General features: G+C 31.7%; 16 protein-coding genes. 4 read left to right on the top strand and 12 right to left on the bottom strand.

Annotation, left to right across the window (positions count from 1 at the left end; genetic code table 11):
* Positions 1 to 12 precede the first annotated feature (12 nt).
* The 10 genes from V8G69_RS11185 to V8G69_RS11140 all read right to left on the bottom strand — a co-directional run bounded on the left by V8G69_RS11185 (position 13) and on the right by V8G69_RS11140 (position 10,893).
* Positions 13 to 1,905, bottom strand: coding sequence for an acetate--CoA ligase (locus V8G69_RS11185; protein ID WP_394882013.1), 1,893 nt, complete (start codon positions 1,903 to 1,905; stop codon positions 13 to 15).
* Positions 1,902 to 2,126: a hypothetical protein gene (locus tag V8G69_RS11180; RefSeq protein WP_394882012.1), complete on the bottom strand. Its 225-nt coding sequence runs from the start codon at positions 2,124 to 2,126 to the stop codon at positions 1,902 to 1,904. Before V8G69_RS11180 ends, V8G69_RS11185 begins: the two co-directional genes overlap by 4 nt.
* 48 nt (positions 2,127 to 2,174) lie before the next feature.
* Complete coding sequence (locus V8G69_RS11175) at positions 2,175 to 2,540, bottom strand: response regulator transcription factor (RefSeq protein ID WP_394882011.1); 366 nt, start codon at positions 2,538 to 2,540, stop codon at positions 2,175 to 2,177.
* Positions 2,541 to 2,555: 15 nt separating this feature from the next.
* Positions 2,556 to 5,243, bottom strand: coding sequence for an ATP-binding protein (locus V8G69_RS11170; protein WP_394882010.1), 2,688 nt, complete (start codon positions 5,241 to 5,243; stop codon positions 2,556 to 2,558).
* Positions 5,236 to 5,430 (bottom strand): hypothetical protein, encoded by a 195-nt coding sequence (locus V8G69_RS11165; protein ID WP_394882009.1) that lies wholly within the window; start codon positions 5,428 to 5,430, stop codon positions 5,236 to 5,238. Before V8G69_RS11165 ends, V8G69_RS11170 begins: the two co-directional genes overlap by 8 nt.
* Positions 5,431 to 5,519: 89 nt before the next feature.
* Positions 5,520 to 7,292: a sodium:solute symporter family protein gene (locus tag V8G69_RS11160; RefSeq protein WP_394882008.1), complete on the bottom strand. Its 1,773-nt coding sequence runs from the start codon at positions 7,290 to 7,292 to the stop codon at positions 5,520 to 5,522.
* Between the two features lie 24 nt (positions 7,293 to 7,316).
* Entirely contained in the window at positions 7,317 to 7,577 is a 261-nt protein-coding gene (locus V8G69_RS11155) for a DUF4212 domain-containing protein (RefSeq protein ID WP_331633516.1), read from the bottom strand.
* 11 nt (positions 7,578 to 7,588) lie between these two features.
* On the bottom strand, positions 7,589 to 8,812 hold the full coding sequence (locus tag V8G69_RS11150) for a hypothetical protein (protein WP_394882007.1): 1,224 nt from the start codon (positions 8,810 to 8,812) through the stop codon (positions 7,589 to 7,591).
* Positions 8,813 to 8,919: 107 nt separating this feature from the next.
* Positions 8,920 to 9,339 (bottom strand): helix-turn-helix domain-containing protein, encoded by a 420-nt coding sequence (locus V8G69_RS11145; RefSeq protein WP_394882006.1) that lies wholly within the window; start codon positions 9,337 to 9,339, stop codon positions 8,920 to 8,922.
* A 195-nt stretch (positions 9,340 to 9,534) separates the two neighbouring features.
* On the bottom strand, positions 9,535 to 10,893 hold the full coding sequence (locus V8G69_RS11140) for an alanine/glycine:cation symporter family protein (protein WP_394882005.1): 1,359 nt from the start codon (positions 10,891 to 10,893) through the stop codon (positions 9,535 to 9,537).
* A gap of 99 nt (positions 10,894 to 10,992) precedes the next feature.
* On the opposite strand from V8G69_RS11140, the gene V8G69_RS11135 reads away from it, so the two are divergent.
* A complete protein-coding gene (locus V8G69_RS11135; protein WP_394882004.1) occupies positions 10,993 to 12,111 on the top strand; it encodes a heparan-alpha-glucosaminide N-acetyltransferase domain-containing protein in 1,119 nt (372 codons plus the stop codon).
* On the opposite strand, the gene V8G69_RS11130 is transcribed toward V8G69_RS11135, so the two are convergent.
* Together V8G69_RS11130 and V8G69_RS11125 are read right to left on the bottom strand one after the other, a co-directional pair.
* Positions 12,108 to 13,064: a phosphoribosylaminoimidazolesuccinocarboxamide synthase gene (locus V8G69_RS11130; RefSeq protein ID WP_394882003.1), complete on the bottom strand. Its 957-nt coding sequence runs from the start codon at positions 13,062 to 13,064 to the stop codon at positions 12,108 to 12,110. The two genes, V8G69_RS11135 and V8G69_RS11130, sit on opposite strands and share 4 nt — an antisense overlap.
* Positions 13,064 to 14,017, bottom strand: a complete 954-nt coding sequence (locus V8G69_RS11125; RefSeq protein ID WP_394882002.1) for a PhoH family protein — start codon at positions 14,015 to 14,017, stop codon at positions 13,064 to 13,066. The genes V8G69_RS11130 and V8G69_RS11125 overlap by 1 nt, the downstream gene beginning before the upstream one ends.
* A 144-nt stretch (positions 14,018 to 14,161) precedes the next feature.
* Here V8G69_RS11125 and V8G69_RS11120 point away from each other — a divergent pair, with 144 nt between their 5' ends.
* From V8G69_RS11120 to gldF, 3 genes are read left to right on the top strand one after another with little or no spacing between them, the layout of a single operon-like run.
* Positions 14,162 to 14,998 carry an S-adenosyl-l-methionine hydroxide adenosyltransferase family protein gene (locus V8G69_RS11120; RefSeq protein ID WP_394882001.1) on the top strand — a complete coding sequence of 279 codons (837 nt, stop codon included), beginning with the start codon at positions 14,162 to 14,164 and terminating at the stop codon, positions 14,996 to 14,998.
* A 7-nt stretch (positions 14,999 to 15,005) separates the two neighbouring features.
* Positions 15,006 to 15,302 carry a putative quinol monooxygenase gene (locus tag V8G69_RS11115; RefSeq protein ID WP_394882000.1) on the top strand — a complete coding sequence of 99 codons (297 nt, stop codon included), beginning with the start codon at positions 15,006 to 15,008 and terminating at the stop codon, positions 15,300 to 15,302.
* 32 nt (positions 15,303 to 15,334) lie between these two features.
* Positions 15,335 to 16,045: a gliding motility-associated ABC transporter permease subunit GldF gene (gene gldF, locus V8G69_RS11110; protein WP_394881999.1), complete on the top strand. Its 711-nt coding sequence runs from the start codon at positions 15,335 to 15,337 to the stop codon at positions 16,043 to 16,045.

The following is a 16,045-nucleotide window of genomic DNA, read 5'->3' as shown; positions in this document are numbered from 1 at the left end:
ATTAATTTAGTTTTAGTGTTTTCCTACTTTATGCGTTTTTAGTTTATGCGTTATTTCGTCAATAATAAAAGGATCATCAATAGTTGAAGGTACCTTGTAATCTTCTTGATCTGCAATACTGCGTAACAATTTACGAAGAATTTTCCCTGAACGTGTTTTTGGTAATCTTTCAACAATAATAACCTGCCTTAAAGAAGCGACTGCTCCAATTTTTTTTCTAACGCTTAAAACAATTTCTTCTTGTATAACTGATTCGGCAATTTCATTGCCTGATTTTGTTACTGCTAATGCTAATGGAATTTGTCCTTTAAGATCATCGTGAATTCCTATTACGGCACATTCTGCAACAGAAGCATGAGAAGCCACAACTTCTTCCATATCGGCTGTTGAGAGTCTATGGCCAGCTACATTTATTACATCATCTACTCTACCGGTAATATAAACATAGCCATCTTTATCTTTGTAGCCTCCATCTCCAGAAAAATAATATCCTGGAAAACGTTCTAAATAACCCGCAAAAAAGCGCTCTGGATTGCCCCAAATGTTTAATAAATTTCCTGGTGGCAATGGTAATTTTACTGCAACGTAACCTTCGGTTCCTGCATTAACAATTTCACCATCATCACTTAAAATTTGAATATCATATCCGCAAACAGGGAAAGTTGCAGAACCTGGTTTCACTTTAGCCAATTCTACTCCAGCCATATTTGCTAACATAGGCCAACCAGATTCTGTTTGCCACCAATGATCAATCACTGGTATTTTTAATTTTTCTTCTGTCCACTTGAGTGTAGACACATCACAACGCTCACCTGCTAAAAACTGATATTTAAGTTTTGATAAATCATATTCCTTTATAAATTTTCCATTGGGATCTTCTTTTTTAATAGCTCTAATTGCGGTTGGTGCGGTAAACATCACTTTTACTTTATACTCTTCAATGATACGCCAAAATGTTGATGAATCTGGAGTTCTAACTGGCTTTCCCTCAAATAATACAGAAGTATTTCTGTTTAGTAAAGGCCCATAAACAATATAACTATGCCCTACAACCCAACCAACATCACTTGCAGCCCAAAAAACATCTCCTTGTTCAACTCCGTAAACATATTTCATAGAAAACTTTAAAGCTGTTGCATAACCTCCGGTATCTCTTATAATTCCTTTAGGTTTTCCGGTTGTTCCAGATGTGTATAAAATATATGAAGGATGTGTAGATTCTACTTCTATCGGATCAACAGGAGTAGCCGTACTCACGGCTTTAACATAATCTATATCGTATGGTTTACCAGGTGTATCTGCACCTAAATGCCTTTGGTAGATAATAACGCTGCTTGGTTTATGCTCTGCTAATTTAATCGCTTCATCAACATATGGCTTGTAAGGCAAAATCCTGTCTATTTCAATACCACTTGAAGCTGTTAAAATAACTTTTGGTTTACAATCGTCTATTCTGATTGCTAACTCATTGGGTGCAAACCCACCAAAAACCACAGAATGAATGACTCCAATTCTAACACATGCCAACATAGCATAAACAGCTTGTGGAATCATTGGCATATAAATAATTGCTGTATCTCCTTTCTTCAAACCAATTTCTTTAAGTGCTCCTGCTAATTTAGATACCTCTTTATGTAATCTATTATAAGTAATTATCTCTTTAGAATTGGTTACAGGAGAATCATAAATGATGGCATTTTGTCTTCCAAAACCATCTTCAATATGCTTATCTATACATAAATAACTTAAATTGAGTTTACCATCTTCAAACCACTGATGATAACCATCGTCATTTTTTGAAAGAATGTTTGTTGGTTCTTTGTACCACGCTAAATTTTGTGCTTGTTTTTTCCAGAAATCTTCTGGCTTTTTTATGCTCTTATTATAAAAATCTTGATATTTCATGGCTTGGTTTTATTAGAGTTAAACAGACCAAACCAATTAGGATTTAAAATTTTTAATTTGATTAGTGCCCATATAATGACTACAAAAGCAATCCCCATTACAATAGAATTTAAGAAACTTACTTCTGTACTGTTTTCTAATTTAAAACGAAAATACAAGGTAATTACAGCATAGATACTTATTAAAATATCTGATGCCAAAGGGTTTAACTGAAATTTCATTTTTACTTACTTAAATTAAACATTGATTGTTTGCACACAAAACCAAAATTAATTTAGTAGTTCAAGTACTTCTGAAACTATTTTTTTTATTGAAAACGGCTTGATTAAATATTTGTCTGCCCCAAGTTTTAAGCCTTTTTCAATATCTGAAGCTTTATTTTTTGCAGTTAAAAAAACCACTTTGGTTTTTTTTAAACTCTCTTTACTTTTAATATATTTTAATGTTTGATAACCATCAACATCTGGCATCATAATATCCAATAAAACAATATCTGGGCAATTGCTTTCTAAAATATGTAATGCTTCGCTTCCATCTCTTGCTATAAACACTTCAAAATCTTGTTTTTTGAATGTATACTCAAGAGTCATCACGATGTTGGGTTCATCATCAACAATTAAAATTTTCTTTTTCATAATAGCGTGTACAATTTACTCAAAAGGTAGCATAAAAACAAAGGTTGCGCCTTTTTTATTACCCTTTTTAGCCCAAATTTTTCCGTTATGTTGTTCAAGTATTTGTTTGCAAATCGCTAAGCCTAAACCGCTTCCTTCTGGCTTAACCGTATTCTGGTTTTTTGACTGATAAAATTTATCAAAAATATGGTCAAAATCTTCTTCGGCAATTCCTTTCCCATTGTCAATAACATAAAATTCCACAAAATTATTTATCATTTTATATTCAACAATGATCTTTCCAACATTTGGCTCTGTAAACTTTAAAGCGTTTGACAGTAGGTTGGTTAACACCTGCAATATTCTGTCTTCATCATAAGAAAAACGAAAGTCCACCAAATTATCGTTTATTATTGTCACCCCTTTATTGATAGCCAATTGTTTAACTCCAATTATGGCTTGTTTAACAGTATTTTTAATGCCATTCTGCTTTATATTTAGTTGATTTCTACCTCGCGAAAGTTTTTCAAAATCAAGAATATTATTAATTAACCTTGAGAGCCTGTCTGAATCATTAAGCATATTATTTAAAAACTGCTCTTTTATTTCTGACGGCATCTCATCATCATCCATTAACAATTCTGTAGCTGCTCTAATTCCGGTAACAGGTGTTTTTAATTCATGAGCAACAGTATCTAAAAACTCATCTTTTTGTTTGTCTTTACTGATTAGCTCTTCATTTGCTTCTTTTAATTTTAAAGCAAGACTTGTTAATTCTTGAGATTTTTCACGAAGTGCTTTATTACTAGCTATCGTTTCTTTTGATTCTTCCAAAATTTTTAAAACCTCTACCAAACTTACCTGCTCTTCTTTTACAACGCTTGCAATAAGTATCTTAGCAGATGCACTACCAATACTTCCTGTTAAAAGTTTTTCGGAAAAATTAATCAATCGTGCATCGGCCATTTGTGTGTTTGGAGGAATTTTGTACTTCATAAAAAACAAATTTAAAGCACGTTGAGCACGTTCTTCACCTAAAAATTTATTTAGTACATTTTTAATATCTCTCACATAAGCTTCTCCTTTCCAAACTAACGCATTGTCTTGCAATGATGAATAATTACGGCTATCTACAAACATTTCGGCATAATTACGCTCTCTGTAATTTCCTTTTGAAGTCAATGAAAAAATAAGATAACACATCACATTTGCCGACATGCTCCAAAAAAATGCATGAGCTGGTGGCGATAAAAAATCAATGCCAAAAAGTGCATAAGGTTTTAAGGCTGAAATATTAAACAATCCATGGTCGGTAAAATCATGAATACCAGTAAAAGCTTCTATTGTAAATGGTAATACTAATGTATAAACCGTAATTATAAAGCCAACGATAATTCCAATAATTGACGCTTTTGATGATCCTCGATTCCAAAACAACCCAATAAAAAAAGATGGCGCCAATTGTGAAATTACAACAAAAGATATTAATCCAATTGAGTATAAAGAAAGTTCAATTGAAAAATTAATATAAAAAGCATAAGCCGTAATAATTATGCAAAAAATGGAAATTCGACGAATATTTTTAATGTAATTAGAGTTTTTATCTGGATGTCCTTCTATAAACTTATCCAAAAATCCATATGGAATGATTAGATTATTACTTACCATTGTAGACAAGGCTAAAGTTGAAACTACCACCATGGAAATAACAGCTGAAAATCCTCCTAAAAAAACCAACAATGCTAAAAACACATTATTGTTTTGAAGTGGCAACAATAAGGTAAAGTATTCAGCATTTACTCCATTTCCAAAGGTTAGTTTTCCACCCCAAGCTATAAATATTACAAAAACGTTAAAGAGCAATAAATACAAAGGAAACATCCAAATGGCTTGTTTTAAATGCTTTTCTCTATTGTTTTCTAAAACTGAAACTTGAAACTGTCTGGGTAATAAAAAAATAGCAATAAACGAAATCATCATCATAAAAAACCAATCAAATCCATCTTCTAATCCATTTATTTTGGTTAAGCTTTTAAAATTTGGAGTTATTGAAATTTTATTATAAATATCAGATGTCCCGTCAAAAAGATAATAGGTTACATAGATGCCAATTATTAAGAAAAACAACAATTTTAAAATCGATTCAAAAGCAACAGAAACTACAATTCCACGATGTTTTTCAGAAGCATCGGTTGCTTGTGTTCCAAAAAAAGCAGCAAAAACAGCTAACAGTACTGCAATATAAAATGTAGTATCATCAAAAATACTGGTTGAAACATAACTTGTTTCATCAATCATGATTTCAAAAGTTTCTGAAATAGCCTTAAGCTGCAAAGAAATATAAGGCAAAATTCCAAAGACACAAATCATTGTAATGAGAGCTCCTAAAAACCTATTGTTCCCATAACGTAGTGAAACAAAATCTGCAATTGAAGAAATTTTGTGTTGTTTTGATATACGCATGATCTTTCTTAAAACAACTATCCATAAAGGAACTGCAATTACAGGGCCTAAATAAATTGGCAAAAAACTTATTCCTGAATTTGCAGCAATGCCAACACTACCGTAGTAAGTCCATGCAGAACAGTAAACTGCTAATGATAACGTATATATAAAAGGGTTATTTACCCATTTGCTTTTAGAATTTTTTTCAGCCAAAAAAGCGATATAAAATAAAATCGCTAAATAACAAATGATAATACTTATTAAAGTATAATTACTCATAATGCTTACTTAAAATAATATAGGAAATTACTATGGATAAAAGCCATATTAAAAACAATGAAAAATAAAACGTAGGAAATCCGAAAATCGCACCATCTAAATTGAAAATCAAAACAAAAGGTACATTAAATAGCAATAATAAACTTAATGCCAAAACAACAAGTTTCTGTTCATGACGTTTTTTCATTCTGAAAAATTTTAATTTTACTAAATGTAAGAAAAAAACAGTATTACAAATTAATGCAATACTGTTTTTGGGTATTAAATTAGTTTCTATTAATGTGAAGTAGCTTCACCGGCACCACTTGGTATTCTTATGCTTTCAACAATTTCTTGAACATGTGTTGGAGGAGGTGTTGTTAATCTTGAAACAACTACAGATACTATCACATTTAAAATCATGGCTACGGTACCAAAACCTTCTGGCGATGTACCAAACCACCATTCGCTTGCTGGTCTTGGTTCCATAACACCAATTAAACCTGTTTTATAACGAATCATGTAAAATAACATAAGTGTTATACCTACAATCATCCCTGAAATTGCGCCTTCTTTGTTCATGCGCTTATCAAAAATTCCAAGTATAATAGCTGGGAAGAATGAAGCTGCTGCCAAACCAAATGCCAAAGCTACAACTGCAGCAACAAACCCTGGCGGATAAATTCCAAAAATTCCTGCTATAAGAATAGCAACAAAAATTGCAATACGAGCTGCCATTAATTCTCCTTTTTCAGAAATATTTGGCTTGATTTGTTTTTTAATTAAATCATGAGAAATAGATGTTGAAATCACCAGTAATAAACCTGCAGCTGTAGATAAAGCGGCCGCCAATCCACCGGCTGCTACTAAAGCAATTACCCAGTTTGGCAAATTAGCAATCTCTGGATTCGCCAATACCATAATATCTCTATCTACATATAGTTCATTTGCACCATCAGAAGCATTTGATACTAAACGCTCTCCATGGGCACCTCTTTCGCTAGTATAAGCAGGTTTTCCTTTAGTAGAAGCTCCTTCTATATATTGAATTTTTCCATCACCATTTTTATCACTCCAAGCTATTAATCCTGTGTCTTCCCAGTTTTTAAACCATTCTGGAATTGAAGCATATTCTTTATCACTTACTGTTTCAATAAGATTGGTTCTTGAAAATACTGCAATTGCAGGTGCAGTTGTATATAATATAGCAATAAATAATAACGCTAAGCCAGCTGACTTTCTAGCATCTTTTACTTTTGGCACAGTAAAGAATCTAACAATTACGTGTGGTAATCCTGCAGTTCCAACCATTAGTGCTAAAGTAATTGCAAAAACATCCCAAGTAGATTTAGTTCCACTAGTATATTCTTTAAAGCCTAATTGTGTATGAAGCGTATCTAGCTTATCTAATAAGAAAACGCCATCATGTGTTTTACTTCCCATACCTAATTGGGGTATTGGATTTCCTGTCATTTGCAATGAAATAAATATAGCCGGAACCATAAAAGCGAATATCAAAACACAATATTGAGCAACTTGAGTATAGGTAATCCCTTTCATGCCTCCTAAAAAGGCAAAAACAAGCACAACTGCCATCCCAATAATTACTCCTAAATTGATATCAACTTGTAAAAATTGGGAAAATACAATTCCCACACCACGCATTTGTCCTGCAACATAAGTAAATGAAACAATTAACGCACAAATAACAGCCACAGTTCTCGCTGTATGTGAATAATATCTGTCACCAATAAAATCTGGTACCGTAAACTTTCCAAATTTCCTTAAGTAAGGTGCTAAAAGTAACGCTAATAGTACATAACCACCTGTCCATCCCATAAGATAGACAGATCCATCATAACCTGCAAACGAAATAATACCTGCCATACTTATAAAAGAAGCAGCACTCATCCAGTCGGCTGCAGTTGCCATACCATTTGCTAAAGGTGAAACTCCTCCACCTGCAACATAGAATTCTTTAGTTGAACCAGCTCTGGCCCAAATTGCAATTCCAAAATATAGGGCGAAAGTAAGCCCAACTAATATCCATGTCCATGTTTGTACACTCATAATTTCTGTTTTTTTAGTTAAGGGTTACTCGTCGAAACCGAATTTTTTATCTAGTTTATTCATCAATCTTACGTAAACGAAAATTAGTATTACGAATACATAAATAGAACCTTGTTGTGCGAACCAAAACCCAAGTTTAAATCCACCCAATTTTATATTATTCAATTCATCTTTAAATAATATTCCTGCACCATAAGAAACTAAAAACCATATAGTTAATAAAATAACTAAATAACTTAAGTTCTTTTTCCAGTATGCAGTTGCATGTTTTTGTTTTTCTGACATAGTTTTATTTTTTATAAGTAAATCATTGCTTGAAGGGTAAGTGTTCCTGTTTTTGAACTTCCAAACTTCTGGTTTTGATATTCTAAAGTTAATTTTGAATTGTGCCCACTTAAATAAGCATTAGCTCCTAATCCAAAAATATTTCTACTATCGCTTACTGCATCATAAGAGTTTGAAGCATAAGAAATGTAAGGTTGGAATCTTGTTTTAGCTTTATCACCTGCAAAAACATAACCTACATGGCCATAAACCATACTACCGGTACCATAAGCACTAAATAAATAATCCTTTCCATAATCATTATTTTGATACGTTGCATAGGCAGTAATTGCACTTCCATCATCTCCTAGTGGTGTATCATAAAATGCATCAATAGCCAAAAGACTAACATCTTCTCCTTTATAATCTCCATTTGAATCCATAATTACAGAACCACTTGGATGTACAAAGAAACCAGCTCCAATATTAAAAATCTTTTTCTCGCCTAGGTATGAACCCACTTTAAATGGCAAGAAATTAGATTCTTGGTCAAGAAAATTATATTCAAAATAACCTGCGTAAGCCTTTCCTGCATCTTTTGAACCTATTAAACGCTTTCCAGCATAAGTGGCTGGTCCACCAGTTGAAGGATCTCTAGTGTCAAGCCCATTGACAATAGCATCGTTTATTGCTACACGATATTGAAGACTTCCAAATTTACCTTTTGCGAATACACCAATATGTCTTGCAAACTGATCTGTTAAACCTAAAGTAGACCATGACTGACGATTATTATCTAAGGTCATCATGTTTAATGTACTTTGGTTATTTAGCCTTGAAATACCATTAAAATAATGTAATCCACCACCAATTGCATGATTTTTTCCTAAGCTATACTGAGCCCAAACATCATGAAAAAATAATTGAGAACCATCTCCTTTTCCTGTTGGATTTAAAGTTGAACTGTTTAAGCTATTTAATCCGAAATGAGTTAAGATTAAAAACTTGTCATTAATTTGAGCATACATTAAGACCCTGGCGCGCCTTAAATTAAAATTCAATTTACTTGATTCAGCTGGTGCATCGTCATTATAGGTAGCCTGGGCCTGAGCCCAGGATATTATCCTAAAATACTTTTTACCATCATCATCAAGTTTTACTTTCAATCCGCCTGAATAATCAGGAGAACCTTGTGAAAACATAAACTGAAAGGAATACAGACATAAACCTAACAATAAAATGACGTTTTTTCTCATAAAATTTTGAATGATTAGTTAAAAAATTAGTCTTGTGTGCAATGCTAATCTCCAAAAAAGTAAGAGTTAAAAAAAAATTAATATATCTAAGTGTTAAATTAATATACTTAATCCCTGAAACGCTCCCATTTTATAAGCATAAACTTATCACCAAGCTCGGTTACCAAAACTCCTGCGCCAGATAAATTTTTTGGGTTTTGAAAATAATTTGAAAGCTCATTTCCATTCAAAATTTTATAAGTAGGATGATAGTTTGTATTCAAAGGTCTTTTTATATTATACTTCTTAACCCAGTTCATAATACTTACATGAGAGATTCCTAAAATACGTTCAATTTCTCTATAGGTTAATCCTTCTAAATATAACTGTAACGCCTTATTCACATAATAATCATCAATTTTTTTCCCTACTTTATTTACAGAGAAATAATATCCACACTTTTTGCATTTATAACGTTGACGATCATTAATAATTCCGCTTTTAGTATAAGTACTTGAACCACAGTTTGGACAAAGATCAATATTCATATATATTATTTTAGCATAAATATATTAATTTAGCACAAAAAATCAAACAGAATTAACCATTAAGCACAAAAAGTAAAAAAATTGTTTTAAAATAAAAAACAGCTTATCTCTATAATTTATCTTAAGAACTAATTAATTTAGGATAAGGTAGTGCTTTAAAATAAATCTTATATTCAGTTTAATATAGATTATATATTAATTAATTTTTGCTTTATATTTTTTAAACTCCACAATAACTTTTGGAGCTAAAATTAATGTGCTAACCATTGTAGGTATTGCCATTAATGCAAAAACACCATCTATTAAGTTTAACATCATGCTAAACGGAGTCATAACAGCAATAATAATACTTAATATATAGAAGTAATTGAAATAGTGCTTTTTATCGTCTCCAATTAAAAAGGATAAACATTTTGTTCCATAATAAGAATATGAAAATAAGGATGAAACACTAAAAATAAGCACACATACCATAAGTAAATATTTACCATATACTGGCATAGTGGCTTCAAAAGCAGAAGCTGTTAAACTAACTCCATTGTTTGATGTAGTTTCCCATACTCCGGTTACTAAAATAGCCAATGCCGTTAATGAACAAACAACAAGCGTATCTATTGCGGGTCCTAACATAGCTACTAAACCTTCACGTACTGGCTCATCTGTTTTAGCGGCTCCATGAGCCATAGGGGCTGTACCAATACCTGCTTCATTTGAAAAAGCGCCACGTCTAATTCCTAATAAAACCAAGGCTCCAAAAAGCCCGCCTAGAAAAGGATCTCCTTTAAAATTGTCGGCTGCAAATGCATCTGTGAAAATCATTAAAAAATATTTTGGGACTACTTCATAATTTGCAATCAAAATGATTAACACCAAAATAAAGTACAGAATTACCATAGTAGGCACCATTTTAGATGCAACACTACTTATACTTTTCAAACCACCTATAATAACAATAGAAGTTGAAATTACCAATATAAATGCAATCACTACATTTGTTTTAAAACCAACAGCAACTCCATTTGGAATTAAAACAATATCGTTAATGGCTTGTGTTAATTGATTAACATTTACAACAGGTAAAACACCAATCATACCAAAAAAACTAAACATGATTGCTAAAGGTTTCCATGATTTCCCTAAACCTTCAACAATAAAATACATTGGACCTCCTTGCAAAACACCTGCACTGTCTTTACCTCTAAACATAATAGCCAATGTCGACGTGAAAAACTTAGTAGACATCCCTACAACAGCACTTACCCACATCCAAAACATGGCTCCTGGCCCTCCTATAGAAATCGCCACAGCTACTCCAGCAATATTTCCCATACCAATTGTCGAAGATAACGCTGTTGACAACGCTTTAAAATGACTGATCTGTCCTGGATCATCAGGGTCATCATATTTACCTCTTAGCACCTGAATGGCATGACCTATATATCTGAATGGTAAAAATTTAGATAAAACCAAAAGATATAGCCCACCACCTATTAATAATATTACTAAAGGCAAACCCCAAGCGTAAGACGAGAATTTCTCAAAAAATTGTTCCATGTATTAATTTTGTTTCATTTTTATTTTATAAATATATTATTTTAGATGTATTTAACTTTAATTATTTAGATTATATTTAACCCGACAAACTAGTACCATTTGAATACAAATCGATTATACTTCATTGATGCTGTTAGGGCATTTGCTATTCTAATGATGCTTCAGGGGCATTTCATAGATACTTTATTAAAACCAATTTATAAAGACACGTCTTATACAGCTTTTAATATATGGTTTTATTTCAGAGGTATCACCGCTCCTACTTTTTTCACTATTTCCGGTTTGGTTTTTTTATACTTATTGTTCAAAGCAAAAGCAAAAGGAACAGACAAAAAAAGAATTAAAAAAGGGCTAACAAGAGGTTTAATGCTTATAGGCATTGGCTATTTATTGCGTTTAAATTTAAAAGATTGGTTAAGTGGTTATTTTAACTATTACATATTAGTAATTGATGTATTACAGTGTATTGGTTTATCGTTAATAATATTAATAGGTTTATATCTTTTAACCCGAAAAAACAGTGGTGTATTAGCTTTTATACTTTTTATTATTGGTTTTGTTTGTTTCATAACAGAACCCCTTTACAGAACTATAACTTTAGAAGGTGTGCCACAGTTTTTTGCAAACTACATGACTATAGCCAACGGATCTATATTTACCATTTTACCCTGGTTTGGATATATGGCTTATGGCGGAGTAATTGCAACCATTTTCTTTAAATATCCGCATAAACCAAACTTCAAAAAAATTGTGCTGACTGGTTTTATTTCAAGCGGTATTTTTTTAATTTTTTTATCAACTTTCGCTTTACATGAATTATATTATTTAACTGATTTTGAATTGTTTGAAAGAAGTGCTAATTATAATTATCTGTTTACAAGGCTAGGAAACGTTTTATTGTTATTTGCTTTCTTTTATGCTTTTGAAAATTTTTTAAAACAATCCATAATAACTAAAATTGGAGAGAAGACTTTATCAATCTATGTCGTCCATTTTATTATAATATATGGAAGTTTTACCGGCTTAGGATTAAAACGTTTTTTAGATAAATCATTAGAACCCTGGCAAGCTATTGCCGGTGCAATAACATTTATGATTTCAGTTTGTTTGATAGTTTTTTATGGTGGAAAAACAAATGCCTTTATTTATAAACATCTAAGACGCTTTTTACATTTGGTAAAAAACAGAAAAACTGATGATGGCTTAGACGAAGCTTAATTATAGTTTTTTAAAAATACATTTACATTGGCTTCAATTCGCTCTTGAATATTGCTAACATCTGCTTTAACAAAAGTTTCCCCCATAATATTTTCATAAAGCTCGATATATCTTTCAGAAACTGTTTCAATATATTCATCACTCATAAAAGGAACTGTTTGTCCTTTTAACCCTTGAAAATTATTACTGATTAACCATTGTCGCACAAACTCTTTTGACAATTGTTTTTGAGCCTCACCCCTGTCTTGTCTTTCCTGATAACCATCTGCATAAAAATAACGAGAAGAATCTGGTGTATGTATTTCATCAATCAAAACAATTTTGCCTTCTTTAGTTTTTCCAAATTCATATTTAGTGTCTACTAAAATCAAACCTCTTGAAGCCGCTATTTCTGTTCCTCTGTTAAAAAGTTTATGAGTATAATCTTCTAAAACCAAATAATCAGCTTCAGAAACAATTCCACGACTTAAAATACCTTCTCTTGAAATATCTTCGTCATGATCACCCATTTCTGCTTTTGTTGCCGGAGTTATAATTGGCTCAGGAAACTTATCATTTTCCTTCATGCCTTCAGGCAATTCAACACCACAAAGCATTCTTTTGCCTGCTTTATATTCGCGTGCTGCATGACCAGACATGTAACCACGTATCACCATTTCAACTTTAAAAGGTTCGCATAAATGCCCAACTGCCACATTTGGATCTGGAGTAGCAATCAACCAATTTGGTACCAAATCTTCTGTTTGAGACATAAATTTAGTAGCAATTTGATTTAAAATCTGCCCTTTATAAGGAATTCCTTTGGGCATGACAACATCAAAAGCCGATAACCTATCGGTAGCGATCATTACCAACAAGTTATTGTTTATATTATATACTTCTCTAACCTTTCCTTTATAAACACTTACTTGTCCAGGAAAATTAAAATTGGTGTCAATAATTGTATTACTCATTACTCTCTGTTTTCAATACTTTTATAAGCTTCAATAACCTTTTTAACTAATTTATGACGAATTACATCTTTGTCATCTAAAAATATCATACCAACGCCTTCAACATTTTTTAATATTAACAAAGCCTCTTTTAAACCAGAAATAGTACGTCTAGGTAAATCTATCTGTCCAGGATCACCTGTTAGTAAAAACTTGGCATTTTTCCCCATTCTGGTTAAGAACATTTTCATTTGATTATGGGTTGTGTTCTGCCCTTCGTCTAAAATCACAAAGGCATTATCTAATGTTCTTCCACGCATAAAAGCCAAAGGCGCTATTTGGATGGTGCCATTTTCAATATACATAGCCAGTTTTTCAGCTGGTATCATATCACGCAAAGCATCGTACAATGGTTGCATGTAAGGGTCTAATTTTTCTTTTAAATCTCCTGGCAAAAACCCTAAATTCTCTCCTGCTTCAACTGCTGGCCTTGTTAAAATAATACGCTTAACTTCTTTGTTCTTTAAAGCTTGAACTGCTAAAGCAACACCAGTATATGTTTTTCCTGTACCTGCTGGCCCAATTGCAAAAACCATATCGTTTTTACGCATGCTTTCAACCAGTTTTCTCTGGTTAGCAGTCTGAGCCTTTATCAACTTTCCGCCAACACCATGAACTAATACTTCACCACTTTGATGCGATGTTGAATAATCATCACTACTTTGACTTGTTAAAACACGCTCTATAGTATTTTCATCTAATTTATTATACTTAGCAAAATGTTTCAAAAGCATGGTAATTCTTCTGTCAAATTCCTCAAGAAGTTCTTCATCTCCAAAAGCTGTCACTTTATTACCTCTAGCTACGATTTTTAGTTTGGGAAAATATTTTTTTAGTAGTTCAATGTTTGTGTTGTGATCTCCGAAAAATTCTTTTGGAGAAATCTCTTCAAGTTCAATAATAATTTCGTTCAAAGGCTTTTGTTTTTGTTTTGAAAATTCATCAAACATAAACCTAAATAAAGTTTACTCAGATGAAATGATTTATTAGTTTTGTAAAACTCAAAAATACATAAATTTGATTGAGGTCTCATTAAAAACATATCAACAATTTTAAACATGGCGATTATCACATTAACGACTGATTTTGGTGAAAAAGATCACTTTGCTGGTGCGATAAAAGGAGCTATTTACAGTGAAATGCCAGAAATAAGAATTGTTGATATCTCACATTCTATTTCACCTTTCAACATTTCAGAAGCTGCTTATGTAATTCAAAATGCTTACAGTAGTTTCCCTAAAGGAACCATTCATTTAATTGGTATTGATTCTGAGCTAAATCCAGAAAACAAACATATTGCCGTTAAGCTTGACGACCATTTTTTTATTTGTGCAAATAATGGTATTATGAGCATGATTTGTTCGGAAATTGTTCCTGAAAAAATTGTTGAAATAAATATTCACGATAAAATTCAAACCAGTTTTCCAGTTCTTGATGTATTTGTAAAAGTGGCGTGTCATATTGCCAGAGGCGGCACTCTTGAAGTGGTAGGCAAAACAATTTCTGAAATTAAACCAATAAAAAATATTGTTCCTTACGTTAATGAAGATAAATCTCAAATTATTGGAAGTATTATTTACATTGACAACTACGGAAATGTGATTACAAATATTAAAAAGTCTTTCTTTGAAAACATTCAAAAAAGTAGGGATTTTGAAATTTCAGCAAGGAATTACAAATTCAAAACCATACACAGAAAATACAGTGATTTTGTAAACTTTGATATTCCAGAAGATAGACGCCATGATGAAGGAAGAGGTTTGGTGGTTTTCAACTCCAGTAACTATTTGGAAATTGCAGTTTATAAAAGCAACAGTGCTACTGTTGGAAGCGCCTCTACTTTAATGGGGCTCAATTTAATGGACACTGTTACAATTAATTTTATAAAAGAATAAATTGAGTATGTTTGTAAGAATTGTAAAAATGAGTTTTTTGGAAGAACATATCAATGCATTTCTGACTAATTTTGATGAAAACAAAAACAAAATAAGAAATTTTAAAGGATGTAGTTTATTAGAACTTTACAGGGATAAAAACAATCCAAATATATTTTTCACTTACAGTTATTGGGAATCTGAAAGCAATTTAGAAAATTACAGACAATCAGATTTATTTAAAAGTGTATGGTCTAAAACAAAACCGTTTTTTAACGCTAAACCTGAAGCCTGGAGTGTTGACAAAATTAATACCCTTATTTAATAATTTTTAAAACTAAACTTTAATAAACATAAATGTTTGCCATTTTAAAAAAAGAAATAAACACATTTTTCTCATCTCCAATAGGATATTTAGTAATTACCATATTTTTATTGCTTAATGGTTTATTCCTATGGGTTTTCAAAGGCGATTTTAATATTTTGGATTATGGTTTTGCCGATTTGTCATCGTTCTTTTTAATTGCTCCTTGGATTTTAATGTTCTTAATTCCTGCAGTAACCATGCGTAGTTTTTCTGATGAAAAAAAACAAGGCACTTTAGAGCTTTTACTCACAAAGCCAATCTCAAAATTGCAAATAGTTTTGGGTAAATATTTTGGCTCGCTTATATTAATAATAATAGCACTACTACCTACTCTACTTTATGTTTATACTGTTTATAAATTAGGTAATCCTATTGGAAATTTAGACATTGGAAGTACCATAGGTTCGTATTTTGGATTGTTATTTTTAATAACATCTTATACTGCGTTAGGCGTTTTTTCATCAACCCTATCAGAAAACCAAATTGTAGCTTTTTTAATTGCACTTTCGCTATGCTTTTTATTTTATATTGGTTTTGAAGGCATTGCAGATTTTACATCTAACTCATTAATAGAACAATTAGGTATGAGTTACCATTTTAAAAGTATGAGTCGAGGTGTTTTAGATACTAGAGATATCATTTATTTCTTAAGTGTCACTGCTTTTTTTATTGTATTAACTAAATTAAATTTCAAAAATTAG

Source organism: Gaetbulibacter sp. M235, assembly GCF_043876835.1.
Classification (GTDB): Bacteria; Bacteroidota; Bacteroidia; order Flavobacteriales; family Flavobacteriaceae; genus Yeosuana.
The sequence above is the reverse complement of the archived record's forward strand: the minus strand, read 5'-3'. Positions and strand labels throughout refer to the sequence as shown.